Consider the following 24,326-nt stretch of genomic DNA (forward strand, 5'->3'; position numbering starts at 1 on the left):
GCCAGTGGCCGCCAAAGTAAGCGCCACGAACAGGCCATGACAAGACGGCAAATCAGCCTCCGTACGGCCGAAGTACGCCTGATGAGACACCGAAGTGGCCGGGAATACGGGTCTGTTGCGTAAACGCTGAGGCAGGAGGGGGTTCTGGTGCGTATCTGCGTACGCAGGAACGGTGGACCCGGATGTGCGGTCGGCCTACCGGCACGTCAGGATGGCCCGAAGGGCAATACTGGCGAGCACGGCACAAACGGCACCATCGCTTCCAGGACCCACCGGCACCACCGTTTTCCAGGACCCACTAGGAGCCATCCGCATGAGCAACTCAGCCCAGATCGGCGTCACGGGACTCGCGGTGATGGGCCGCAACCTCGCCCGCAACTTCGCGCGCAACGGCTACACGGTCGCGCTGCACAACCGGACGGCGGCGCGTACGCACGCTCTGGTCGAGGAGTTCGGGACCGAGGGCGACTTCGTCGCGGCCGACACCGCCAAGGAGTTCGTGGCCGCGCTGGAACGGCCGCGCCGCCTGGTCGTCATGGTGAAGGCCGGTGAGCCGACCGACGCCGTGATCCAGGAGTTCGCCCCGCTTCTGGAGCCCGGCGACATGATCATCGACGGCGGCAACGCGCACTTCGCGGACACGCGGCGCCGTGAGCGCGACCTGCGCGAGCAGGGCATCCACTTCGTCGGCATGGGCGTCTCGGGCGGCGAGGAGGGCGCGCTGCTCGGCCCGAGCATCATGCCCGGCGGCCCGGTCGAGTCGTACGACTCCCTCGGCCCGATGCTGGAGAAGATCTCCGCGAAGGCGGCGGACGGCACCCCCTGTGTGTCGCACGTGGGTCCGGACGGCGCCGGCCACTTCGTGAAGATGGTCCACAACGGCATCGAGTACGCCGACATGCAGCTGATCGGCGAGGCGTACCAGCTGCTGCGCGATGTCGCCGGGTACTCCCCCGCGCAGATCGCCGACATCTTCCGCACCTGGAACACGGGCCGTCTCGACTCCTACCTGATCGAGATCACCGCCGAGGTGCTGTCGCACGTGGATGCGGCGACGGGCAAGCCGTTCGTGGACGTCGTCGTGGACCAGGCCGAGCAGAAGGGCACCGGCCGCTGGACCGTGCAGATCGCCCTCGACCTGGGCGTACCGGTGTCGGGCATCGCCGAGGCGGTCTTCGCCCGCTCGCTCTCCGGCCACGCGGCGCTGCGCGAGGCCTCGCGCGACCTGGCGGGCCCGAAGGCGACCCCGCTGAGCGAGTCGGAGGCGGCGGCCTTCGCCGACCGTGTCGAGCAGGCGCTGTACGCGTCGAAGATCGTGTCGTACACGCAGGGCTTCCACGAGATCGCGGCGGGCAGCGACGAGTACGACTGGAACATCGACCTCGGTGCGGTGTCCGCGCTCTGGCGGGGCGGCTGCATCATCCGGGCGGCGTTCCTGGACCGGATCCGCGCCGCGTACGACACCCGGGCGGACCTGCCGAGCCTGCTGTCCGACGAAACGTTCGCGCGGGAGATCGCGGGGGCGCAGGACGACTGGCGCGAGGTGCTGGTCGCGGCGACGCGGCAGGGTGTGCCGACGCCGGGGTTCGCGGCGGCGCTGGCGTACTACGACGCGCTGCGTGCTGAGCGGTTGCCTGCGGCGCTTACTCAGGGGCAGCGGGACTTCTTCGGTGCGCACACCTACCGGCGGACGGACCGGGAAGGGGCGTTCCACACGCTGTGGGGTGGGGATCGGTCTGAGGTGACCGGCTGAGGTTCTTTGGCCGCGGGCCCGGTGGGGGCTTGTCGCGCAGTTCCCCGCGCCCCTTCAGGGGCGCGGTTGCGCACCCGGTGTGATGATGGGCGGTCGAGTTTTTCGGCCGCCCATCCGGCGTCAGCGGGGGCTGAGGTTCTTTGGCCGCGGGTCCGGTGGGGGCTTGTCGCGCCGTTCCCCGCGCCCCTTCAGGGGCGCGGTTGCGCACCCGGTGTTTTGGGGCCTGACCACGTTCAGGACAGCGGTGGGCCCGGTTCTGGGGCGGGGGTTGGTTCGGGCCCCGGGGGCTGTGGGACCGGGTCCGGGGGTGTCGGGGGTGGGGTGGGGTCCGGGAAGGGGCCCGGAGTGGGGCTCGGTGGTACGGGGTGTGGGTCCGGGTGGGTCACGGGGTCCTCCAGCCAGTCGGTGCTTCGGCTCTGGACTCCTTCCCCGCGTACCCGACGCACGCGCCCTCACTCACTCCAGATGGGTCACGGCCGCCGCCGCCAGGCCCAGGCGGGGGCTGGACAGCACCGGTACCGCCGTTGTCGTCAGCAGCTGGGCCGGGGTCATGGAGGCCTGGGCGAGGATGATCGCGTCGGCGCTGTCGCCCGGGATCGAGTCCAGCGCGTCGGCCACCGTCCGGATGTAGGCCTCCGTGTCGCCCGCCTGGAAGAGGGCCCAGGCTCCGTCGACGAACAGTGTCCGTACGTCGGCGGGGAGCCCGGCGCGGCGCGCCTCCTCCTCGACGAGGGTGACCGTCGGCCCGAACGTGCTCTCCGAGGTCGCGACGACGACCACCCTCGGGCCGATGGCCACCGCGGCGGCGGCCATCGGACGGTCGACCCGCAGCACGGGCACCCCTACCTCGTCGGCGGCCTCCTCCGCGACACCGCCGATGGAGGAGCAGGTGCAGAGGACGGCCACGGCACCGTCGGCGACCGCCTGTTCCAGGACCGCCCGTACGTCGTCGGCCACGGACTCGGGCCCTGCCGCCCGGGCCCTGGTCAGCAGGTCCTCGTGGACGACGTGGGTGAGTTCCAGGCCCTGGTGGTCCTCGTCGCGCAGGGCGTCGAACACCGGGACGTGCACGGGTGAGGTGTGCAGCAGGGCGAGCATGGTGAGAGGCGTCCCCTTGTCTGACGTCAGAAGCGGTCGGGGTTCGCCGCGAGCCACTCCTTGGCGGCCTGGACGAGCCCGGGGTCCGCCGGCGGGGCCTCGGCAGGGTGACGCTCGGCCCACTTCACGACGTACGGGCAGAGGGGGGCCACGACGATGCCCTCGCGGGCGGCCATGGCGTACAGCTCGCGGGCCAGCGAGCCCGCGATGCCCTTTCCCTCGTGCGCCGGCTCGACGATCGTGTGGACCGGGACCAGCGCACGTCCGCGCGCAGCCAGCACGAAGTACTGGATATGACCCACGACTTCGCCCGCCGCCACCGCCTCCAGGCGGCCCTCCGCCCGGTCGTCGCGGATCTCGATGTCGCTGCTCATGGACACTCCCCTCGAAGGTTCACCGATACGCCGACTCGTCGGATCGTCAGGCCCTGGCCGCCTGCGGACTGCGTTCCTGGTCCGAGCCCGGTACCGGCTCGGCCGGGTCGGCGCCCAGCGCCACGACGCGGTTGCGGTGGTCCACGTGGACCACCCTCGGCCGCAGCGCCCGCGCCTCGGCGTCGGTCACCTGAGCGTATCCGATGATGATCACCAGATCTCCGGGATGGACGAGGTGGGCCGCCGCCCCGTTGATCCCGACGACGCCCGACCCCCGCTCGCCCTCGATGACGTACGTCTCCAGCCGGGCGCCGTTGGTGATGTCGACGATGTGCACGAGTTCGCCGGGCAACAGGTCGGCGGCGTCGAGGAGGTCGGCGTCAATGGTCACGGAGCCGACGTAGTGCAGGTCGGCCTGGGTGACGGTGGCTCGGTGGATCTTGGACCGGAACATGGTGCGCAGCATGGAGGTACTCCCGAAAGCTAGGCTCCCTGCCTGCGTATATGCAGGTCAAGGGCTGTTTCCTCACCCTGGTGAGGACTCGCGAGTCGAGTGCGACCAGCCTACGCAACGGCTGCCGTCCACCTCCGTGATACGCACCACTGCGGCCCGGGGGGGGGCGTCAGATCCAGGTGGGCACGTGCTCCTCGGCGTAGCGGGCGCCGAAGCCGCCGTGGGGCAGGATCTCGTCGATCGCGGCCAGGTCGGCCTTCGTGAGGGTGACGTCGGCGGCGCCCGCGTTCTCCTCGATGCGCTTCGGGCTGCGGGTGCCGGGGATGGGCACGATGTGCTCGCCTCGGGTGAGCAGCCAGGCCAGGGCCAGTTGGGAGACGGTGATGCCCTTGGCGGCGGCCAGTTCGCCGAGCCGGGTGACGGCGTCGACGTTCTTCTCGAAGTTGCCGGGCTGCCAGCGCGGGTCGCTGTTGCGCATGTCGGTGGCGTCGTACTCGCCGGCCGGCCTGGCGGTGCCGGTGATGAAACCGCGGCCCAGCGGGGAGTAGGCGACGAAGCCGATGCCGAGTTCGTCGAGGACGGGGAAGAGCTGCTCGACGTCGCGCTCGAAGAGGCTGTACTCGGTCTGGAGGACGGAGACCGGCTGTACGGCGTGGGCCCTGCGGATCGTCTCCGGACCCGCCTCGCTCAGACCGAAGTACGTCACCTTGCCCGCGTCGATCAGCTCCTTCACGGCGCCCGCGACGTCCTCGATCGGCACGTCCGGGTCGACGCGGTGCTGGTAGAAGACGTCGATGTGGTCGACGCCGAGGTGGCGCAGGCTGTCGTCGGCGACCTTGTGGATGTTGTCGGGGCGACTGTCGAGGCCGAAGCTGCCGTCCGCCAGGGAGGCCATGTCGAAACCGAACTTGGTGGCCAGGACCACCTCGTCGCGGAAGTCCTCGACCGCCTTGCCGACGAGGATCTCGTTGGAGCCGGTGCCGAAGCCGTAGAGCTGGGCGGTGTCGATGAAGGTGACGCCCAGCTCGTGGGCGCGCCGGATGGCGGCGACGCCCTCCTGCTCGTCGCCGGGGCCGTAGGCCATCGTCAGGCCCATCGCGCCGTAGCCGATCTCCGAGACGGTCAGACCCTCGCTGCCGAGTGTGCGGTGCTGCATGACGTAACCACTCCCGATTTCCGTCCCAAACCAAAACTTTCGTTTTGACTGTACGCCTCGACGGCGGCCGTTGCCAAACAAACCCTTTTGGGTGGGTACTCTTCAGCCATGAGCCCTTCGACCAGCGCGGACTCGACCCGCGACCGCATCGTCACCGCGGCGAGGGCCGAGTTCGCCCGGTACGGGATCGCCGGTGCGCGGATCACCCGTATCGCCAAGGCCGCGAGGACCAGCTCGGAACGCCTCTACGCGTACTTCCGCAGCAAGGAGGAGTTGTACGCGTTCGTCTCCGAGCAGGAGATGGCGGCGGTGGCCGAGGCGACCCGTCTCGACCCCACCGACCTGCCCGAGTACGCCGGGCGGGTGCACGACTACCTCATCCGCCACCCCGACCGCTTCCGGCTCATGAGCTGGGGCCGGATGGAGATGGCGGGCGACCCCGCCGACCTCGCCATGCGGGAGACCGTCCGCCGCAAGGTCGAACAACTCCACAGGGCTCAGGAGGCCGGCCAGCTGGATCCCTCCTGGGAGCCCATCGACATCCTCGTCTTCGTCAACCAGATCGCCATGGCCTGGCCCAGCCAGCTCGATCTCGTCGAGGCGGCCGGCGACCGGGTCCGCGACCCCTCCCTGGCGGCCCGGCGGGCCGCTGTCGTCGCCGCCGTACAGCGCCTCTTTCCCGCCGCCGTCGACAAGGCCCGTCGCCCGGCAGAGGCGCCCTGACCAGCAGGGGACGACCGTCACCCGGCAGGGGCGCGCGCCAGCGGGCGATCTCCAAGGCCACCGAACACACTGAGGCGGCGGTCAAGGACGTGTCCCTGGGCAGACTGCGCACCGGGGTGAGCCGGCTCGCCTCCGTGGCCGCCTGCGTGACGGGCGCGTCATTCCCGCCTGCCGGGGCATCAGCCACAAGCTCAGCTGAGGCCGTGGGAGAGGACGGCCGGTCGCGCCGCGCTGGACGCCGTACCCGTGCCCGTGCCGGTCAGGTGTTGGCCCGCAGCCTCCGGCGAGCGGCCCCGGCCGGTCGCGTCACCGCTTGCCGAGCAGATCCGCCGGAAACGCCCCCGCGACGACCGCCGCCTTGGCGAACCCCGCCCCCAGGACCGTCAGGCGTGCCACGCCCTCCGGGCCCAGGTGCTCGAACGGGGCCCGGTCCATGCGGTCGGTCGCCTGCTCGATGTCCTCGCGGAGTGCGACGCCTCGGTCGGTGAGTTCGCCGGTGGCGCCGTCCAGCAGCCCTCGGTCCCGTAGCCGGGCCGTCGCCGCGTTCCAGTCGTCCTGGGTCCAGCCACGGGTGGTCATCGCCCACTTCGGTGTCATGCCCTTGCCCGTGGCGGTGTGGGTCACCATCGCTTCGAGGCCGTCGAGGCCGGCGGACATCAGCGCGGCCAGGTGTCCGTCGCCCCGGTGCTCGCGCAGCAGGGTCGCCGCGTGCCAGAACGCCAGGTGCGGCTCGTCCGGGACGGCGAGGTCGGCGTGGGCCGAGTAGAGCGGCCGGGCGCCGCGCCCGCAGGCCTCGGTGGCGCGCAGCGCGAGTCGCGCGGCCTCCGCCATCTCCGCGGACGTCAGGGCCTCCTCGCCCAGCAGTCGGCGCAGCGTCGCGTCGACGGCACGCGCGCGTGCCGCGAGGACGTCCGCGGGGGCGGCGATCGACCACACCGCGGGCACGTGCCGGGACACGAGGTCGTGCTTGTAGTTGTAGAAGGCCGCCGTCACCGCGCCGGCCCCGACCGGCCCCAGCGCCGCCGACCGTGCGGCCAGATTGACGGCATGGGGATGGGTGATCCCGAGAGTGCCCAGCTCCCGGCCCAGATCGGGAGAGAAGTAGTGCGCCGCGTGCAGGGAGTTGAGCGGACCGTTGCAGCGTCGGACGGCGAGCGGCTCAAGGGCGGCAGTAGTCATGTCCGGCAGGTTACCGGTTGGTCACTACACGCAAGTCGTCGGCCGGGGGGCTCCGTCGTGGACTGGTCGCCCACCAGGGCGGGCAGCTGTGTAGCCGAGTACGCCTCCTCGTTCGCCCCACCGAATGGAGACCCGCATGATGTCCGACACCGCACGCCGCCGCGCCGCCGTGGTCGGTCTCGGCGCCCGGGCCCGGCTGTTCACCGAGGCACTGGCCGGTCCCTACGCGGACCGGTTCGAGCTGGCCGGCTTCTGCGATGTCAACTCGCACCGGATGGCGGTCCACAACGGCTGGCTCGCGGACGCCGACCCCGGCCGGGCGCCCGTACCCGCGTACGCCGCCGAGGACTTCGACGAGATGCTGCGCCGCGAGCGGATCGATCTCGTCGTGGTCACCTCCGTGGACCGCACCCACGACGACTGCATCGTGCGCGCCCTGGAGGCGGGCTGCGACGTGGTCACCGAGAAGCCGATGACGACCGACGCCGACAAGGCCCGCCGCGTCCTGGACGCCGTCGGACGCACCGGCCGCGAGGTGCGGGTCGCGTTCAACTACCGCTACAACCCGGTGCATTCGGCCGTACGGGAGCTGCTCGCGGCCGGGGAGATCGGCGAGGTCGGGTCGGTGCACTTCGAGTGGCTGCTCGACCTGCGCCACGGCGCCGACTACTTCCGCCGCTGGCACCGCGAGAAGGCCAACTCCGGTGGCCTCATGGTCCACAAAGCCACGCACCACTTCGACCTGGTCAACTGGTGGCTCGGCACCGAGCCCGAAACCGTGTACGCGCAGGGCGGGTTGTTCTTCTACGGCGACGAGGCCGGCCGGCGCCGCGGCCTCGCCCGGGACTACACCCGTGCCCACGGCTCCCCCGCCGCCCAGGACGACCCGTTCGCCGTACACCTCAAGGACTCGCCCGTGCTCAGCGCGCTGTACCTGGACGCGGAGGCGGAGGACGGCTACCACCGCGACCAGAACGTCTTCGGGCCGGGAGTGACGATCGAGGACGACATGGCGGTCCTGGTGCGGTACGCGACCGGTGCCACGCTGACGTACCACCTGACCGCGTACGCCCCCTGGGAGGGATACCGCATCGCCTTCAACGGCAGCGAGGGGCGGCTGGAACTGCTGGTGGAGGAGTCGACGTGGACCCGTCCCCAGGTCCCGGTGAGCGGCTCCGGGCCCGTGCTGCACGGCGCCGAGGTGGCCGACACCGTCGGGCGTACCGAGCTCACGCTGCGCCGCTTCTGGGAGGAGCCGCGCGTGATCAAGATCGCCACCGGTGAGGGCGGGCACGGGGGCGGCGATGCGCGCATGCTCCAGGACGTGTTCGGCGCCCGGGTCGAGGACCCCCTGCACCGGGCGGCGGACGCGGTCGACGGCGCCCGTTCCCTGGTCACCGGCCTGGCCGCGAACCGGTCCTTCGAGACGGGGCTTCCGGTGCGGACGCGGGATCTGCTGGACCTCTGACGTCAGAGGTCGCGCACGACGGCCCGTACGAGTCCGGTCTGGTAGGCGATGACCACGAGCTGGGCGCGGTCGCGGGCGCCGAGCTTGGTGAGGGAGCGCTGGATGTGGGTGCGGACGGTGAGGACGCTGAGGACCAGCTCCTCGGCGATCTCGGCGTTCGACCGGCCCTGGGCGGCGAGGGCGGTGACCTCGCGTTCGCGCGGGGTGAGGTCGGCGAGGCGTTCCGGGGGTGCGAGGAGGCCGCCGGGGGCGGGGGCGGTGAGGAAGCGGGTGATGAGGGCGCGGGTGGCGCCGGGCGAGAGGAGGGCCTCGCCGGAGGCGACCGTGCGGATGCCGGTGAGGAGGGCGTCGGTGGTGACGTACTTGCCGAGGAAGCCGCTGGCGCCGACGCGCAGGGCCTGGGCGACGTACTCCTCGGTCTCGAACATGGTGAGGATGAGGACGCGGGTGCCGGCCAGTTCGGGGTCGGCGCAGATCGCGGCGGTGGCGGCGAGACCGTCCGAGCCGGGCATCCGGATGTCCATGAGGACGATGTCGGGGTGGTGGGTGCGGGCGAGGTCGACCGCCTCGTCGCCGTTGGCGGCCTCGCCGACCACCTCCATGTCGGCGCAGGAGTCGATCAGCAGCCGGAACGTGCCGCGCAGCAGTGCCTGGTCGTCGGCGAGCAGGACTCGGATCGTCACGCGGTGGCCTCGTCTTCTTTCCGGTCCGCTCCCGGGGCGCGGGAGTGCGGGTCCTCGTCCGGGGCGAGGGGGTGCAGCGGGAGTGCGGTGGTGACCTCGAAGCCGCCGCCGGGGCGGGGCCCGGCGTAGAGGTCGCCGCCGACGGAGTGGGCGCGCTCACGCATGCCCATCAGACCGTAGCCGCCGCCCGGGACCGACGGGGTCGTGGCGGCCGCGTCGTTGGTGACCGAGACGAGCAGCCGGGAGGCGGAGTACGTGAGCCCGACTCGGGCCCCTTTGCCGGCGCCGTGCTTGGTGACGTTGGTGAGGGCCTCCTGGATGATCCGGTACGCCGTCAGGTCCACGCCCGGTGACAGGGGCCGGGGTTCCCCGTCAGTCGTGACGGTGACCTCGATACCGGCGGTCTCGCAGGTCGCGATCAGCTCGGGGAGGCGGTGCAGGCCGGGGGCCGGTTCCAGGGAGTCGGCGTCGGAATCGTCGCTCTGGCGCAACACCCCTACCGTGGCCCGGAGTTCGAGCAGCGCGGAGGAGGTGGTGGCGCTCAGTTCGTCGAGCAGCTTCTGTGCCTGTTCGGGGTGGGTGGGCGCGAGGTGGCGGGCGGTGCCGGCCTGGGCGTTGGCGACGGCCATGTGGTGGGCGACGACGTCGTGGAGTTCGCGGGCGATGCGCATCCGTTCCTCGGCGACCCGCAGCCTGGCCTCCTCCTCGCGGGTGCGCTCGGCGTACGCGGCGCGTGCCTGTACGGAGTCCGTGTAGTCCCGGCGCAGCCGGTCCCGGCTGCCGCCGACCAGGGGCAGCAGCAGCCACAGGACGGGGCCGATGGTGCGCAGCAGGAGCATCTCGTCCGTGGGTCTGTCGAACACGGCGGCGGTGACCACCACGGCGATGGTCACCGCACCGTACACGCGTGTCGTCCTGGGGTCGGTGCCTGCGGCCAGCCGGTACAGGGCGATCATCAGGGGCGCGAGCAGCAGGGGTGTCACCAGGTAGCCCAGGGCCACGGTGATCACCGTGCAGACCGTGGCCACGACGAGCGCACCGCGCGGGTAGGTGCGTGCCCGCAGCTGGGCGAGACAGGAGACGGCCGCGAGGGCTTCGGCGGGCCAGTCCTCGGGCGGCTGGGTGACCCCGGGGATGGCGATCGAGGCACCGAGAGTCACGGTGCCGAGCAGTCCCAGGACCAGGATCACGTCGGCGGCCGTGATCCGCCGCCCTGAGTAGCGGTCCAGGCTGGTGGTCATGTGTCTCTCCGGGGGAAGGGCGTGAGCCCATGGTGGACGACGCGGCACGAAATGCCGCGCGGGCCGCCCGTGGCCTTCGCCACGGGCGGCCCTGGGAGGGGCCGGGCCGGCCCGGTCAGACGCGGGCCTCGACCGGCTCGTCCGGGGACGGGTCCGGTACGGGAGCGAGTCCCGGGCGACGGGTGAGTGCCTCGCCCTCGACGTCGACGCGGGGCAGCAGCCGGTCGAGTCGGCGGGGCAGCCACCAGGCCCTGTCGCCGAGCAGGGCGAGGACGGCGGGTACGAGCGCCATCCGGACGACGAACGCGTCGAGGAGTACGGCGGTGGCCAGGCCGAACCCGATCATCTTGATCATGGAGTCGTGCTCGCCGATGAAGCCCGCGAAGACGGCGATCATGATGAGCGCGGCGGCCACGACGACCCGGGCGCTGTGCCGGAATCCCGAGACGACCGCCTGTTCGGCCGACTCGCCGTGAACGTACGCCTCCCGCATGCGTGACACGAGGAAGACCTCGTAGTCCATGGCGAGACCGAAGACGATGCCGACGAGGAAGATCGGCATCAGGCTCATGATCGGCCCGGTCTGCTCCACGCCGAACAGGCCCGCCCCGTGGCCCTGTTGGAAGACCACGACGACCGCGCCGAGCGCCGCGAGGACCGAGAGGAGGAAGCCGAGGGCCGCCTTCAGCGGGACGAGCAGGGACCGGAAGACCACCAGCAGGAGGACGACCGCCAGACCGACGACGGTGACCAGGTACGGGACCAGGGCCGCCTGGACCTTCGCGGAGATGTCGATGTTGAGGGCCGTGGTGCCGGTGACCTCGAAGGTGGCCCCGTCGGCCGCCGCCTCGGTCGCGGGACGGTTGTCGCGGATGGTCGTGACGAGGGTCTTGGTCCGCTCGTCGGTGGGGCTGGTGGACGGGGTCGCGGTGAACACGGCGGTGTCCCCCGCGTCGTTGAAGCGCGGTGTCGTGACGGAGACGATCCCCTTCGTGGCGCCGATCCTCTCGCCGATGCCCGCCACGGCCGTCTTCGGGTCGGCGGCATCCTTGGCGTCCACGACGATGGTCAGCGGGCCGTTGAAGCCGGGGCCGAAGCCTTCGGCCAGGGCGTCGTAGGCGCGGCGCTCGGTGGTCGAGGTGGACTTGGCCTCGTCGCCCGGCATGCCCAACTGCAGGGACGTCATCGGTATCGCCAGGGCGCCGAGGCCCAGGACGCCGAGGATCAGCACGGGGATCGGGCGGCGCAGCACGAAGCGGGCCCAGCGGGTACCGAGGTTGCTCTCGTCGTCCGGCCGGGACTCGGCCCCCTTCTGGGCTGCGGCCGTCTTCTCCTGCCGCTTCGTCCCCTTGCGTGCCGCCCTCGGCAGCACGGCACGCGGCCAGAAGCCCAGCACCGCCGGGACGACGGTCAGGGCGATGACGACGGCGACGACGACCGCGCCGGCCGCCGCGAGACCCATCTTGGTGAGCATCGGGATGCCGACCACCGCGAGTCCGGCCAGGGCGATGACCACGGTGAGGCCCGCGAAGACGACCGCCGATCCGGCCGTGCCCACGGCCAGCCCGGTCGCCTCCTCGGGGGTGTGTCCCTTGGATCGTTCCTCGCGGTAGCGGGAGACGACGAACAGGGCGTAGTCGATGCCGACCGCGAGGCCCAGCATCATCGCGAGGGTGCCGGTGTTGGTGGACAGACCGAGGGCGTCGGCCAGGACCGTGATCGTGAACATGGTGATGCCGACACCGAGGACCGCCGTCAGCAGGGGCAGCCCGGCCGCCGCGAGCGAGCCGAAGGTGATCAGGAGCACCACGGCGGCCATCGCGATGCCGATGATCTCGGCCACCCCGCCCGGTCCACCTCCGCTGTCCATCGCGTCGCCGCCCGTCTCGACGGTCAGACCGGCTTCCCGGGCCTGGTCGGCGGCCTTTTCGACGGCCGTCCGGCTGGCGTCGGTGATCTCGGACGACTTCACCTTGTAGGTGACGGTCGCGTACGCCGTCGAGGCGTCCTTGCTCACCGCCCGCGACTCGAACGGGTCGGCGACACCGGCGACCTGGGTGCCGTCGCCCAGGGCGTCCACGGCCTCCTCGACGGCCTTCCTGTTCTCGGTGGCGGTGACCTTCTGCCCGTCCGGGGCGACGAACACCACCCGGGCGGTGGCACCGTCGGCGGCGGCGCCGGGAAAACGCTCTCCCATCAGGTCGAACGCCTTCTGCGACTCGATGCCCGGCATCGAGAACTCCTCGTCGGCGGCCCCCGGCGCCCGCAGGGCGCCCAGCCCCACGGCGGTCAGTACGGCCAGCCAGGCCAGGACGACGTAACCGCGCCGTCGGAAGGCCAGACGGCCCAGTCGATACAGAAAAGTAGCCACGTAAGGGAACCTCACCTCGGGTTTCACGTACCCGAACAGGCTGTCCCGCCGAGGGCCCTGCGGTCGTCGTCCCAGTACTGGCACTTGGACCTACCGAAACGGGAGGAGCGCCTACCGAAACGGCAGTACATCGGTGGCGGTCGATCTCCTGCTCAGGTATGCCGCCGCGTCCTCCGGTACGTCCGTCACCGACGGGCCGGTCTCCGTCCGGTCGCCGAACTGCGTCCGGTACAGCTGCGCGTACCGCCCGTCCAGGGCCAGCAGTTCGTCGTGCGTGCCGCGTTCCAGGACGTGGCCGGCCTCGATCACGAGGATCAGGTCGGCCGCGCGGATCGTCGAGAGGCGGTGGGCGATCACGACGGCCGTGCGGTCGGACAGGGCTTCCGCCAGGGCCTCCTGGACCGCCGCCTCCGAGGTGTTGTCCAGGTGGGCCGTCGCCTCGTCGAGGACGACGACGCGCTGGCGGGCCAGCAGCAGCCGGGCGATGGTCATGCGCTGGCGCTCACCGCCGGAGAGGCGGTAGCCGCGTTCGCCGACCACCGTGTCCAGGCCGTCGGGCAGGGCGCGGACCAGGTCGTCGAGGCGGGCCCGGGTCAGGGCCTCCCACAGCTCGTCGTCCGTCGCGGTGGGCCGGGCGAGGGCCAGGTTGGCGCGGACGGTGTCGTGGAAGAGGTGGCCGTCCTGGGTGACCATGCCGAGGGTGCCGCGCAGGGAGGCGGCGCTCAGGTCGCGGACGTCGACGCCGCCGATGCGTACGGCGCCCTCGTCGGTGTCGTACAGGCGGGGCAGGAGTTGTCCGATGGTCGACTTTCCGGCGCCGGAGGAGCCGACGAGGGCGATGGTCTGGCCGGGTTCGGCGCGGAAACTGACGCCGTGCAGGACCTCGGTGCCGCCTCTGGTGTCGAGGGCGGCCACCTCCTCCAGGGAGGCGAGGGAGACGCGGTCGGCGGCGGGGTAGGCGAAGCGGACGTTGTCGAACTCCACCGCGACCGGGCCCTCGGGGACCTCGCGGGCGTCCGGTTTCTCCTCGATGAGGGGCTTCAGGTCGAGCACCTCGAAGACGCGCTCGAAGCTCACCAGGGCGCTCATCACCTCGACGCGCGCCCCGGCGAGCGCCGTGAGCGGCGCGTACATCCGGGTCAGCAGGAGGGCGAGCGCGACGACGGCGCCCGGTTCCAGGGTGCCGCGCAGCGCGAACCAGCCGCCGAGCCCGTAGACCAGGGCGAGCGCCAGGGCGGACACCAGGGTGAGGGCGGTGATGAAGGCCGACTGCGCGAGGGCCGTCCGTACGCCGATGTCCCGTACCCGGCGGGCGCGGGCCGCGAACTGGGCGGACTCCTCGTCGGGCCGTCCGAAGAGCTTGACGAGGGTGGCGCCGGGGGCCGAGAAGCGCTCGGTCATCCGGGTGCCCATCGACGCGTTGAGGTCGGCTGCCTCGCGCTGGAGCCGGGCCATCCGGCTGCCCATCCGGCGGGCGGGGACGACGAACACGGGCAGCAGGACGAGGGCGAGCAGGGTGATCTGCCAGGACAGGGTGAGCATCACGGCGAGTGTGAGCACCAGCGTGACCAGGTTGCTCACCACCCCGGACAGGGTGTTGCTGAACGCGCGCTGCGCGCCGATGACGTCGTTGTTGAGCCGGGAGACCAGTGCTCCCGTACGGGTGCGGGTGAAGAACGCGACCGGCATGCGCTGCACATGGTCGAACACGGCCGTCCGCAGATCGAGGATGAGCCCCTCCCCGAGCTTCGCCGAGAGCCAGCGGCCGAGAATCCCCAGGGCCGCTTCGGCGACCGCGATGAGTGCGATCAGCAGCGCGAGCCGGACGACCGTGCTCTCGTCGCCGCCCGACACGATCGTGTCGACGACTCGGCCCGCGAGGACGGGGGTCGCGACGGCGAGCAGCGCGGTCAGCACACTCAGGACGACGAAGCGGGTGATGCGGCGGCGGTGCGGGCGCGCGAACTCCGCGATACGGCGCAGGGTCGCGCGGGCGAAGGGGCGCCGCTCCTGATGGGCGGTCATGACGCTCTGCAGCTGCGTCCAGGCGGTGGTTTCCATGCTCATGGCAGCGACCGTACGACCTCAAGCAACATTGAGGTCAAGCGCCGACGGCCCACCCCGCTCCGTCGTTGCCCGGGTGGACAGCCCCAGGTCGTGCTCCCGCAACCCGATGTTGGTGCGGTGCGGAAAACCTCTCCGAACGTGACTGCGGTTTCCCCCTCCCCGTCCTCCCCCGCTCCGCCCCGGCGTCGGCGCATACCGGTGCGCCAGATCCTGTGCCTGCTCCCCCTCGTTCTCGTCGCCGTGGTGGCGGTGCGTCACCGGGACGTGCTCGCCGCGGGCTTCGGACATCTGGCGACGGCCAAGTGGCCCTGGCTGCTCGCTGCGGCCTGCGCGACCTGCCTGACCTGGGTGGCCGCCGCCGTCAGCCGACAGGGTGCCGTCGTCGAGCGGCTGCCCAGGCTGCGGCTGCTCGCCACACAGTTCGCGGCGGGCTCGGCCAACCATCTGCTGCCGACGGGACTCGGCGCGAGCGCGGTGAATCTACGGTTCATGACGGTGTGCGGTCTGCCGCTGGCCCGTTCCTCGGCGGCGCTCGCCCTGTATCTGCTGGCGGAGGTCGTCGGCCGGCTGGGCCTGCTGGCCGCCCTGCTGATCGCGTTCCCGCACGCCCTGAAACTCGGCGGCCTCGTCCCCGACTCGGCACTCGGCCCGCTGCTCATCGGCATCTGCGTGGTCCTGCTGGTGGCGGCGGGCGCGCTGGCCTGCGTACGCCGGCTGCGTACGGCCGCGCTCTCCTTCCTGCGCACGGCGCTCGGCGAGGCCCGTTCCGTGCACATGCGGCCGTCGCGGGCGCTGGCGCTGTGGGGCGGTTCGCTGGCGTTCCCGGCGTTGCAGGCCGCCGGACTGGCTGCCGTGGGCATGGCGTTGGGGCTGCCGGTGCCGCCCTGGCACATGGCGCTCGCCTACCTCGCGGCGACGGTCGCCGTGGCGCTGATCCCGACGCCCGGCGGTATCGGCTCGGTCGAGGCGGCGCTGATCGTGGCCCTGGTCGCGGTGGGCGCACCGGTGACCGTCGCCACGGCGGTGGTGCTGGCGTTCCGGATCATCACCGTCTGGGTGCCGCTGCTGCCGGGGGCGTTGACGCTGGGGGCGCTGGTGCGGCTCAAGGTGATCTGACACCCGAGCCGACACCCGGGACCGTTTGTGAAAATGGTTTCCAATAAGCTAGCGTGCGGAGACATGCCCACCACTTCCGCCGGCCCCCGGCTGCCCGTGACCGTGCTCTCCGGCTTTCTCGGCGCCGGAAAGACGACGCTGCTCAACCACCTTCTCGGCAACCGTCAGGGCCTGCGGGTCGCGGTCATCGTGAACGACATGAGCGAGATCAACATCGACGCGTCCCTCGTCCGGGACGGCGGCACCCTCTCCCGTACGGAGGAGCGGCTGGTCGAGATGACCAACGGCTGCATCTGCTGCACCCTGCGGGACGATCTCCTGGAGGAGGTCGAGAAGCTGGCCCGCGCCGGCCGCTTCGACTACCTGCTCATCGAATCGTCCGGAATCTCGGAACCCATGCCGGTCGCGGCCACGTTCGCCTTCGGCCGCGACGACGGCGCGAGCCTGCTGGACATCTCCCGCCTGGACACCATGGTCACGGTCGTGGACGCGGTGAACTTCCTGCCCGAACTGGACCGCGGCGACGACCTGCTGGAACGCGGGATCACTCCGGTCGAGGGCGACGAGCGCACGGTGAGCGATCTCCTCGTCGACCAGATCGAGTTCGCCGACGTCATCCTCCTCAACAAGACGGACCTGGTCCCCGGGGAGACGGCGGACCGCCTGGAGGCGACCCTGCGGCGCCTCAATCCGGCCGCCCGTGTGCACCGTACGGTCCGTGGCACGATCGATGCCGCCGAAGTCCTCGGCACCGGCCTGTTCGACCTGGAGAAGGCCGAGCAAGCCCCGGGCTGGGTGGCCGAGTTGAACGGCGACCATGTCCCGGAGACGGAGGAGTACGGCATCTCCTCGCTCGTCCTGCGCGACCCGCGCCCCTTCCACCCCGGCCGCCTCTGGGACCTCCTCACCGGCCCGCTCAACGCGGGCGAATACGGCCAAGTGCTGCGCTCCAAGGGCTTCTTCACCCTCGCCTCCCGTCCCGGCACGACAGGACTGTGGTCGCAGGCGGGTTCGGTGGCCCGCTTCGAACCCCTGGCGGCGGGCGGCGAATCCCCCGTACAGGGCCAGGAGTTGGTGTTCATCGGCACCGATCTTCGCCGCCAGTCGCTGCGACTGGCGCTTTCGCGCTGCCTGTTGACGGAGGCGGAACTGGCCGTGTACGCAGGTGACTTGGCACACACTGCGTACGAGGACCCCTTCCCCGCATGGGAGGTGCACCCTGCGGACGTCTGCGATGCGCTCCCCGTCTGAGCTGCTCGATGGCGGGTTCCGCACCGCACGGTGCCGAGCGGTCGTTCGGATGCGGCAGGATGAGTGATCACCGGACTCGCACAGACGTCCGGACTTTGATCGCATTCTCAAGACGTTTCGAACAGGTGGCACGTGACGAGACTTCACATCCGGCCGTCGGTGGCGCGAGGCGCCGCAGATCCACTCCTCGGAGGTGACCGGTGAAGCGAGAACTCACCGTGGACGATCTGGTCGTCGCGGGCATCGCCGTGGCCGTGGGCCTGCTGGCGGCCTTCCTGCTGCGGATGCTGCTGCGCTGGCTGGGCAGGCACGCGGACCGCACCCGCTGGAGCGGGGACGACGTCATCGTGGACGCGGTGCGCACGGTGGTGCCCTGGTCGGCGGTCACCGCCGGCGTGGCGGTGGCCGCCGCGGCGCTGCCGCTGACCAAGACCGTCGGACACAATGTCAACCAGACGCTGACCGTGCTGCTGATCGGCGTCACGACGCTGACGGTCGCCAGAGTGGTCAGCACCCTGGTGCGGACGGTCACCCAGTCCAGGTCGGCGGTCGCCGGATCGGCGACGATCTTCGTCAACATCATCAGGGTCGTCATCCTGGCCCTGGGCTTCCTGGTCGTGCTGCAGACGCTGGGCGTCTCCATAGCGCCGATGCTCACCGCCCTGGGAGTCGGCGGTCTGGCCGTCGCGCTCGCCCTCCAGGACACCCTCGCCAACCTCTTCGCGGGCATCCACATCCTCGCCTCGAAGACCGTCCAGCCCGGTGACTACATCCGGCTGAGCAGCGGCGAGGAGGGGTATGTCGAGGACATCAACTGGCGGCAGACGACGGTCCGCAACCTCTCCAACAACCTGGTCGTGATCCCCAACGGGGAACTCGCCAAGACGAACATGACCAACTTCATGCGTCCCGAGCAGATGCTGACGATCCTGGTCCAGGCCGGGGTGGCGTACGACAGCGACCTGGAGCACGTCGAGAAGGTGACCATCGAGGTCGTCGCCGAGGTGATGACCGGGATCACCGGCGCCGTCCCCGACCACGAGCCGCTCGTCCGGTTCCACACCTTCGGCGACTCGCGGATCGGGTTCACCGTCATCCTGGGCGTCGGCGAGTTCAGCGACCAGTTCCGGATCAAGCACGAGTTCATCAAGCGCCTGCACAAGCGCTACCGCGCGGAGGGCATCCGGATCCCGGCGCCCACCCGCACGGTGGCGTTGCAGCAGGGTGCGGTGGTGATCCCGCAGCAGCGCGGCACCGAGGTCGAGCCGGGCGAGATGTCCTCGGCCCGGCTCGACTGAGGGTGGGTCAGAGGGTCGCCGAGTTGTCGTGGTGACCGGCCGCCGTGCGGTTGCGCGGCGCGAGTGACGTGGTCACCGGGGTGACCGTCCAGTCCGGGTGACCGGGCATCCGCGGTGTCGTCGTGCCGTACAGCCAGTCCCGCAGGAAGCCGGAGAGGTCCTGGCCGGAGACCTCGGAGGCGACCGAGATGTAGTTCTCGGTCGTCGCCGAGGCATTGCGGTAGCGGTCGAGGAAGGTGCGCTCGATCGCGGTGAAGGTGGTCTCGCCGACGAGCTGGCGCAGCGCGTAGAGGACGAGGACGCCGCCCAGATAGCGCTGACTGTCGAAGAGGTTGGCCTCGTTGGGCGCCGCGACCGGCCCGGAGTCGTGGCGCCACTGGTCGCCGCGCGCGTAGGTGTTCTTCATCCGGGCTTCCATGGTGGTCAGCCCGATGGAGTCGGCCCAGCCGCGCTCGTAGCGGTAGAGCAGCCCGTAGAAGTCGGCGTGGCCCTCGTTGATCCACAGGTCGGCCCAGGTGCCGGGGCTGACGCTGTTGCCGAAGTAGGAGTGGACCAGCTCGTGCATCATGTGCGAGCCGATGAACCTCTCCTCCTGGAGGAGGTAGTTCGGCTTGTAGAGCGTGAGGGTCTGCGTCTCCAGGCCCGTGAAGTCGAAGGCGGCCGGGTCGTCGGAGTTGCACGGCAGCAGACCGTACGTCTCGAACGGGTAGGCGCCCAGCCGCTGTTCGACCCACGCCACCAGGTTCGGGGTGAGCGCCAGCGCCGGTTCGAGGGCCTCGGCGCGCGCGACCGGGACGACGTCCCGCAGCGGCAGCCCATGCGGTCCCTGGCGGTCCTTGATCACGTAGTCGCCGACGGTGATCTGCACGATCTCGGTGGCGATCGGCGAGCGCGAGCGGTAGGTGTACGCGGTCCGGTCGCCGCTCAGGCTCTCCGTACGGACGAGGGCGCCGCTGGCGACTCCGCGCAGGCCGTTCGGGACGGTGAGGCGGAAGGTGAAGTCGGCCTTGTCGGCCGGGTGGTCGTTGCACGGGAAGACGGTGTGCGCGGAGTTGGGCTGCGGGCACACCGCGAAGCCGTCGGGGGTGGCGACCCAGGCGGTGTGGCTCAGGACACGGCGCGGGTCGGCGCCGTACTCGACACAGACCGTCGCCCAGGCGCCCTCCCGCAGCGTACGGGCGGGCGTGATCCTCAGCTTCTCGTCGACCTGCTCGTACGTGGCCGTGTGGCCGTCGACGCGGACGGAGCGGATGTCCAGGCCGAGGGAGTCGAGGGAGAGCCGGCTCAGGGCCTGGGTGGTGCGGATGCGCAGGGTCGCCTTGCCGTCGACGAGCTTGGTCGTGGCGTCGTACGCGAGGTCGAGGTGGTAGGAGGAGACGCGGTAGCCGTCGTTCCCGAGGCTCGGGTAGACGGGGTCACCGAGGGTCTCGGGACCCGGGGAGGCGCTTCCCCCGGAAGCCCCCTTTGTAGTCCCCCCGGACGCCGCGTGGGCCGAGGGAGCCAGGGTCGTCGCCGCGGCCGTGCCGAGCAGAACAGCCGCCGGTGCCGTCAGTCTGGTGCGATATCTCATGATTCGCTTTCGCTCGGGCGGCCGGGTGGTCAAGGCCGGCCGCCGGATCTTGTGTGCGGGTCTACCACCTAGACCACAAGATCGGCGGAATCGGTTGCACGCCTGTCCGAACGGACTGCAATCGAGTTCGGTACAGACCGCTGTCGAGTGAGACCCGATCACGAGATATCTTGATGTCGAGCAATGTTGCAGACGTGGAGCGGAGCACCCGGTGACTGACTCGACCATCATTTACACGCACACTGACGAGGCGCCCGCCCTGGCGACCCACTCGTTCCTGCCCGTGATCCAGGCGTACGCCTCGCAGGCCGGGGTGAACGTCGAGACCCGGGACATCTCGCTGGCCGGCCGCATCATCGCCGTCTTCCCGGAGTACCTGGAGGAGGGCCAGCGCATCGCGGACGCCCTCACCGAGCTGGGCGAGCTGGCGAAGACGCCCGAGGCGAACATCATCAAGCTGCCGAACGTGTCGGCGTCCATCCCGCAGCTCAAGGCCGCCGTCGCCGAGCTGCAGAGCCAGGGCTACGCGCTGCCCGACTACCCGGACGACCCGAAGTCGGACGAGGAGCGCGACATCCGCGCCCGCTACGACAAGATCAAGGGTTCCGCCGTGAACCCGGTGCTGCGCGAGGGCAACTCCGACCGCCGCGCCCCCGCCTCGGTGAAGAACTACGCCAAGACCCACCCGCACCGCATGGGCGCCTGGACCCCCGAGTCCAAGACCAACGTGGCGACGATGGGCCAGAACGACTTCCGCTCCACCGAGAAGTCCGCGGTGATCTCCGAGGCCGGTTCGCTGCGCATCGAGCTGGTGGGCGAGGACGGCTCGACCACCGTCCTGCGCGAGTCCGTACCCGTCCTCGCGGACGAGGTCGTCGACGCCTCCGTGCTGCACGTCGCCGCGCTGCGCGAGTTCCTCACCGCGCAGATCGCCCGCGCCAAGGCCGAGGGCGTGCTGTTCTCCGTGCACCTCAAGGCCACGATGATGAAGGTCTCCGACCCGATCATCTTCGGTCACGTCGTGCGCGCCTTCTTCCCGAAGACGTTCGCGCAGTACGGCGAGACGCTGGCCGCGGCCGGCCTCTCCCCGAACGACGGTCTCGGCGGCATCTACAAGGGCCTGGAGGCCCTCCCCGACGGCGCCGCGATCAAGGCGTCCTTCGACGCCGAGCTGGCCGAGGGCCCGGCGCTGGCCATGGTCGACTCCGACAAGGGCATCACCAACCTGCACGTGCCGTCCGACGTCATCGTCGACGCGTCGATGCCGGCCATGATCCGCACCTCCGGCCACATGTGGGGCCCGGACGGCGCCGAGGCCGACACCCTCGCGGTCCTCCCGGACTCCTCGTACGCCGGTGTCTACCAGGTCGCGATCGACGACTGCCGCGCCAACGGCGCCTACGACCCGTCGACCATGGGCTCGGTCCCGAACGTCGGTCTGATGGCGCAGAAGGCCGAGGAGTACGGCAGCCACGACAAGACCTTCGAGATCCCGGCCGCCGGTACGGTCCGCCTCGTCGACCAGGCCGGCAACGTGGTGATCGAGCAGGCCGTCGCCGCCGGTGACATCTTCCGCGCCTGCCAGACCAAGGACGCGCCGATCAAGGACTGGGTGAAGCTGGCCGTCACGCGTGCGCGTGCCACCGGCGACCCGGCGGTGTTCTGGCTGGACGAGACCCGCGCGCACGACGCCAACCTGATCGCCAAGGTCAACACGTACCTGGACGAGCACGACACCGAGGGCCTGGTCATCCGGATCCTCAACCCGGTCGACGCCACCAAGCTGTCGGTGGAGCGCATCCGCCGCGGCGAGAACACCATCTCGGTGACCGGCAACGTGCTGCGTGACTACCTGACCGACCTGTTCCCGATCCTGGAGCTGGGCACCAGCGCCAAGATGCTGTCGGTCGTCCCGCTGATGGCGGGCGGCGGTCTGTTCGAGACGGGTGCGGGTGGCTCCGCGCCGAAGCACGTCCAGCAGCTCGTGAAGGAGAACTACCTGCGGTGGGACAGCCTGGGTGAGTTCTTCGCGCTGGCGGCCAGCTTCGAGCACCTCGCGACGACGACCGGTAACGCGCGTGCGCAGGTTCTTGCCGACACGCTCGACCGGGCGACGGCGACCTTCCTCAACGAGGACAAGTCGCCGACCCGTCGTGTCGGTGGTATCGACAACCGGGGGAGCCACTTCTTCCTGTCGCTGTACTGGGCGCAGGAGTTGGCCGCGCAGAGCGATGACGCGGAGCTGGCGAAGTCGTTCGCCTCGTTCGCGTCGGCGCTGACCGCCAACGCGGACGCGATTGTCGCTGAGCTGATCGCCGTTCAGGGCAAGCCTGCGGACATTGGCGGGTACTACCAGCCTGACGTCGAGAAGGCGAAGACGGTTATGCGGCCTTCTGCTACTTGGAACTCGACGTTGGCGACGCTGTAACTCCGCTGGTTCGGCAGTTTGTTTGCTGCGGCCCGGTGGGGGCTTGTCGCGCAGTTCCCCGCGCCCCTTTGGGGCTCGGGGAGCCGCACCGGCGCCCCACCGGGCCGTTCGTTTTCGCAGGCCCTCACGTCGGAGGTGTGGCCCTGACCCTGGCCAGTACCTCGCGGATCATGTCCGCGCTGATCGTGAAGTGTTCCCGGGCTATCTGTTCCGCCCGCTCGGGGTCGCCGGAGGCGATTGCCTCGTAGAGGGCCTTGTGGTCCTCGCCGCCCCTGTGGAAGTGGGTTCTCTCGCCCTTGCCCCAGGGCTCCACCGGGAAGCCGAGGCTGGCGCGGGCCAGTAGGTCGCGGCTGAGCATCGCGATCTGGGGGTTGTGGGTGGCGTCGCAGATGCTGCGGTGGAAGGCGCTGTCGGCGGCGTGTTCCTCGCGCGGGTCGCCTGCGGAGAGGTAGGCCGTCAGGGCCTCGCGCATGGGTACGAGGTCCTCCGGGCGTCGGCGCCTGGCCGCTGTCGCCGCCACCATGCCCTCCACCAGCCCGCGCAGGTCGAAGAGTTGCTCCAGTTCCGCCCAGCGCGGCACCAGGGTGCGCCGGACGGCGGCGCCGGAGGACTCGGTCCAGCTGTCTCGGACGTAGGCGCCGCCGTTGCGGCCGCGCCGGATCTCGATGACCCCGACCGCCTGGAGCCGGCCGACCGCCTCGCGCACCGTTGGGCGGCTCACCCCGAGCAGTGTGATCAGCTCGCGCTCGACCGGCAGCCGCTCCCCCGGCAGGAAGTCGCCGACGGCGATCGCGGTGAGCAGCCGGTCGGAGACCTCGTCGACCGCCGAGGCCACCCGCACCGGGCGCAGTTCGGGCGAGGGGGCGCCGGCCCCTGACAGGGCACGGTCGAGCACCCTCGAGAACTCGTCGGCGTGGCCCGACGGCTCGGATGGCTCCAGTGGCTCTCGTGCGACGGTCAGCGGTCCTCCCCGGTCGGGCGCGGGTTCCGGGCGCGTAAACGCGCAGTTACTTCTGCCGGGCCCGCGCTAAAAGGCCTTAAAAGGTCTTGTGGACTGAGCATTTACCCAAACAGTATGTCAGCCATCCACAGACACCAACCCATTTAAGACATGGACTGGCTCGATTCTGCCTGCCCCCGGAGGCTCTTCAGTGGCGATCCCCGAACCGAACCACACCGGGACCATCGACTTCAACGGCTGGTCCACCTGGTACCGGATCACCGGTGAACCCGGCCGGACACCGCTGGTGGTCCTGCACGGCGGCCCGGGCGCCGGACACGACTACACGCTCCGCATCGCGGGCATCGCCCGGCAGGGCCGCCCGGTGATCCACTACGACCAGCTCGGCATCGGCCGGTCCACCCATCTGCCCGACGAGGGCGTCGACTTCTGGACCGTCCAGCTCTTCCTCGACGAACTCGACAACCTGCTCAAGGAGTTGGGCATCGCCGACGGCTATCATCTGCTCGGCCAGTCGTGGGGTGGCATGCTCGCCGCCGAGCACGCCGTGCGTCGCCCGTCGGGGCTGCGGGGTCTGGTCATCGCCAACTCCCCCGCCTCCATGGAGCTTTGGCTGGCCGGTGCCGCCGAACTCCGTGCCGCGCTGCCGCCCGAGGTCCAGGAGACCCTGCTCGCCCACGAGGCCGCAGGGACCACCGACCACCCCGACTACCAGGCCGCCGAGCAGGTCTTCTACGAGCGCCATGTGTGCCGTACGGTCCCGGTGCCCGCCGAGGTCCAGGCCACCTGGGACAACATCGCGGCCGACCCGACCGTCTACCACACGATGAACGGGCCGAACGAGTTCCATGTCGTCGGCACCATGAAGGACTGGTCGGTCGTCGACCGGCTGCATCTGATCGACGTGCCGACCCTGCTGGTCTCCGGCCGCTACGACGAGGCGACGCCCGACACCCTGCGGCCCTTCGCCGATCACATCCCCGATGTGCGCTGGCACATGTTCGAGTACTCCAGCCATATGCCGCACGTCGAGGAGGAGGAGCTGTACCTCCAGGTCGTCGGCGACTTCCTCGACTCCACCGACTGAGTCACCCCCCTCACCCTTCATCGTCTTCGACACCCGCTCCACCGACGG

At 70.7% G+C, this 24,326-nt stretch carries 19 protein-coding genes; 8 read left to right on the forward strand and 11 right to left on the reverse strand.

The features are described from left to right. Positions 1 to 313: 313 nt before the first annotated feature. The gene (gene gndA / locus ACWCRB_RS00600) at positions 314 to 1,753 is read left to right on the forward strand and encodes an NADP-dependent phosphogluconate dehydrogenase (protein WP_450993895.1); all 1,440 of its coding nucleotides are present in this window, start codon (positions 314 to 316) and stop codon (positions 1,751 to 1,753) included. A 456-nt stretch (positions 1,754 to 2,209) separates the two neighbouring features. Here the strand turns inward: gndA and ACWCRB_RS00605 are convergent, their stop codons facing one another. From ACWCRB_RS00605 to ACWCRB_RS00620, 4 genes are all read right to left on the reverse strand, one after another. Next, positions 2,210 to 2,851, reverse strand: coding sequence for an aspartate/glutamate racemase family protein (locus ACWCRB_RS00605; RefSeq protein WP_450993896.1), 642 nt, complete (start codon positions 2,849 to 2,851; stop codon positions 2,210 to 2,212). Positions 2,852 to 2,877: 26 nt separating this feature from the next. After that, complete coding sequence (locus ACWCRB_RS00610; RefSeq protein WP_450993897.1) at positions 2,878 to 3,225, reverse strand: GNAT family N-acetyltransferase; 348 nt, start codon at positions 3,223 to 3,225, stop codon at positions 2,878 to 2,880. 46 nt (positions 3,226 to 3,271) lie between these two features. Continuing rightward, on the reverse strand, positions 3,272 to 3,691 hold the full coding sequence (gene panD, locus ACWCRB_RS00615) for an aspartate 1-decarboxylase (protein WP_235472955.1): 420 nt from the start codon (positions 3,689 to 3,691) through the stop codon (positions 3,272 to 3,274). A 157-nt stretch (positions 3,692 to 3,848) separates the two neighbouring features. Beyond that, a complete protein-coding gene (locus ACWCRB_RS00620; protein ID WP_450993898.1) occupies positions 3,849 to 4,835 on the reverse strand; it encodes an aldo/keto reductase in 987 nt (328 codons plus the stop codon). Between the two features lie 108 nt (positions 4,836 to 4,943). Between ACWCRB_RS00620 and ACWCRB_RS00625 the strand changes: the two genes are divergently transcribed. Then, a complete protein-coding gene (locus tag ACWCRB_RS00625; RefSeq protein ID WP_450993899.1) occupies positions 4,944 to 5,558 on the forward strand; it encodes a TetR family transcriptional regulator in 615 nt (204 codons plus the stop codon). Positions 5,559 to 5,864: 306 nt separating this feature from the next. Here the strand turns inward: ACWCRB_RS00625 and ACWCRB_RS00630 are convergent, their stop codons facing one another. Beyond that, positions 5,865 to 6,737: an SCO6745 family protein gene (locus tag ACWCRB_RS00630; RefSeq protein ID WP_450993900.1), complete on the reverse strand. Its 873-nt coding sequence runs from the start codon at positions 6,735 to 6,737 to the stop codon at positions 5,865 to 5,867. Between the two features lie 139 nt (positions 6,738 to 6,876). Between ACWCRB_RS00630 and ACWCRB_RS00635 the strand changes: the two genes are divergently transcribed. Continuing rightward, on the forward strand, positions 6,877 to 8,205 hold the full coding sequence (locus ACWCRB_RS00635; RefSeq protein ID WP_450994055.1) for a Gfo/Idh/MocA family protein: 1,329 nt from the start codon (positions 6,877 to 6,879) through the stop codon (positions 8,203 to 8,205). A gap of 2 nt (positions 8,206 to 8,207) precedes the next feature. Here ACWCRB_RS00635 and ACWCRB_RS00640 read toward each other — a convergent pair whose 3' ends face one another. The 4 genes from ACWCRB_RS00640 to ACWCRB_RS00655 all read right to left on the reverse strand — a co-directional run bounded on the left by ACWCRB_RS00640 (position 8,208) and on the right by ACWCRB_RS00655 (position 14,561). Further along, complete coding sequence (locus ACWCRB_RS00640) at positions 8,208 to 8,888, reverse strand: response regulator transcription factor (protein ID WP_450993901.1); 681 nt, start codon at positions 8,886 to 8,888, stop codon at positions 8,208 to 8,210. After that, complete coding sequence (locus ACWCRB_RS00645; RefSeq protein ID WP_450993902.1) at positions 8,885 to 10,129, reverse strand: sensor histidine kinase; 1,245 nt, start codon at positions 10,127 to 10,129, stop codon at positions 8,885 to 8,887. The genes ACWCRB_RS00640 and ACWCRB_RS00645 overlap by 4 nt, the downstream gene beginning before the upstream one ends. Before the next feature lie 115 nt (positions 10,130 to 10,244). Next, entirely contained in the window at positions 10,245 to 12,500 is a 2,256-nt protein-coding gene (locus tag ACWCRB_RS00650; RefSeq protein WP_450993903.1) for an MMPL family transporter, read from the reverse strand. Between the two features lie 111 nt (positions 12,501 to 12,611). Beyond that, positions 12,612 to 14,561: an ABC transporter ATP-binding protein gene (locus ACWCRB_RS00655; RefSeq protein ID WP_450994056.1), complete on the reverse strand. Its 1,950-nt coding sequence runs from the start codon at positions 14,559 to 14,561 to the stop codon at positions 12,612 to 12,614. Between the two features lie 144 nt (positions 14,562 to 14,705). On the opposite strand from ACWCRB_RS00655, the gene ACWCRB_RS00660 reads away from it, so the two are divergent. From ACWCRB_RS00660 to ACWCRB_RS00670, 3 genes are all read left to right on the forward strand, one after another. Further along, a complete protein-coding gene (locus ACWCRB_RS00660; RefSeq protein ID WP_450993904.1) occupies positions 14,706 to 15,683 on the forward strand; it encodes a lysylphosphatidylglycerol synthase transmembrane domain-containing protein in 978 nt (325 codons plus the stop codon). A 63-nt stretch (positions 15,684 to 15,746) separates the two neighbouring features. Next, entirely contained in the window at positions 15,747 to 16,934 is a 1,188-nt protein-coding gene (locus ACWCRB_RS00665) for a GTP-binding protein (RefSeq protein ID WP_450993905.1), read from the forward strand. A gap of 200 nt (positions 16,935 to 17,134) precedes the next feature. Beyond that, entirely contained in the window at positions 17,135 to 18,232 is a 1,098-nt protein-coding gene (locus ACWCRB_RS00670; protein ID WP_450993906.1) for a mechanosensitive ion channel family protein, read from the forward strand. A gap of 7 nt (positions 18,233 to 18,239) precedes the next feature. Here ACWCRB_RS00670 and ACWCRB_RS00675 read toward each other — a convergent pair whose 3' ends face one another. Further along, positions 18,240 to 19,802 (reverse strand): M1 family metallopeptidase, encoded by a 1,563-nt coding sequence (locus ACWCRB_RS00675; RefSeq protein WP_450993907.1) that lies wholly within the window; start codon positions 19,800 to 19,802, stop codon positions 18,240 to 18,242. Between the two features lie 211 nt (positions 19,803 to 20,013). On the opposite strand from ACWCRB_RS00675, the gene ACWCRB_RS00680 reads away from it, so the two are divergent. Further along, positions 20,014 to 22,230 carry an NADP-dependent isocitrate dehydrogenase gene (locus ACWCRB_RS00680; protein WP_450993908.1) on the forward strand — a complete coding sequence of 739 codons (2,217 nt, stop codon included), beginning with the start codon at positions 20,014 to 20,016 and terminating at the stop codon, positions 22,228 to 22,230. Between the two features lie 124 nt (positions 22,231 to 22,354). Here the strand turns inward: ACWCRB_RS00680 and ACWCRB_RS00685 are convergent, their stop codons facing one another. Next, positions 22,355 to 23,125 carry a FadR/GntR family transcriptional regulator gene (locus ACWCRB_RS00685; RefSeq protein WP_450993909.1) on the reverse strand — a complete coding sequence of 257 codons (771 nt, stop codon included), beginning with the start codon at positions 23,123 to 23,125 and terminating at the stop codon, positions 22,355 to 22,357. A gap of 256 nt (positions 23,126 to 23,381) precedes the next feature. Between ACWCRB_RS00685 and ACWCRB_RS00690 the strand changes: the two genes are divergently transcribed. Continuing rightward, the gene (locus ACWCRB_RS00690) at positions 23,382 to 24,278 is read left to right on the forward strand and encodes a proline iminopeptidase-family hydrolase (protein ID WP_450993910.1); all 897 of its coding nucleotides are present in this window, start codon (positions 23,382 to 23,384) and stop codon (positions 24,276 to 24,278) included. Positions 24,279 to 24,326: the final 48 nt, after the last annotated feature.

Source organism: Streptomyces sp. NPDC002156 (assembly GCF_053593675.1).

What these genes read in the sequence shown, in the direction of transcription:
- gndA (WP_450993895.1), top strand. Translation starts at nt 314, where the DNA reads ATGAGCAACTCAGCCCAGATCGGCGTCACGGGACTCGCGGTGATGGGC.
- ACWCRB_RS00605 (WP_450993896.1), bottom strand. Translation starts at nt 2,851, where the DNA reads ATGCTCGCCCTGCTGCACACCTCACCCGTGCACGTCCCGGTGTTCGAC.
- ACWCRB_RS00610 (WP_450993897.1), bottom strand. Translation starts at nt 3,225, where the DNA reads ATGAGCAGCGACATCGAGATCCGCGACGACCGGGCGGAGGGCCGCCTG.
- panD (WP_235472955.1), bottom strand. Translation starts at nt 3,691, where the DNA reads ATGCTGCGCACCATGTTCCGGTCCAAGATCCACCGAGCCACCGTCACC.
- ACWCRB_RS00620 (WP_450993898.1), bottom strand. Translation starts at nt 4,835, where the DNA reads ATGCAGCACCGCACACTCGGCAGCGAGGGTCTGACCGTCTCGGAGATC.
- ACWCRB_RS00625 (WP_450993899.1), top strand. Translation starts at nt 4,944, where the DNA reads ATGAGCCCTTCGACCAGCGCGGACTCGACCCGCGACCGCATCGTCACC.
- ACWCRB_RS00630 (WP_450993900.1), bottom strand. Translation starts at nt 6,737, where the DNA reads ATGACTACTGCCGCCCTTGAGCCGCTCGCCGTCCGACGCTGCAACGGT.
- ACWCRB_RS00635 (WP_450994055.1), top strand. Translation starts at nt 6,877, where the DNA reads ATGTCCGACACCGCACGCCGCCGCGCCGCCGTGGTCGGTCTCGGCGCC.
- ACWCRB_RS00645 (WP_450993902.1), bottom strand. Translation starts at nt 10,129, where the DNA reads ATGACCACCAGCCTGGACCGCTACTCAGGGCGGCGGATCACGGCCGCC.
- ACWCRB_RS00655 (WP_450994056.1), bottom strand. Translation starts at nt 14,561, where the DNA reads ATGGAAACCACCGCCTGGACGCAGCTGCAGAGCGTCATGACCGCCCAT.
- ACWCRB_RS00665 (WP_450993905.1), top strand. Translation starts at nt 15,747, where the DNA reads ATGCCCACCACTTCCGCCGGCCCCCGGCTGCCCGTGACCGTGCTCTCC.
- ACWCRB_RS00675 (WP_450993907.1), bottom strand. Translation starts at nt 19,802, where the DNA reads ATGAGATATCGCACCAGACTGACGGCACCGGCGGCTGTTCTGCTCGGC.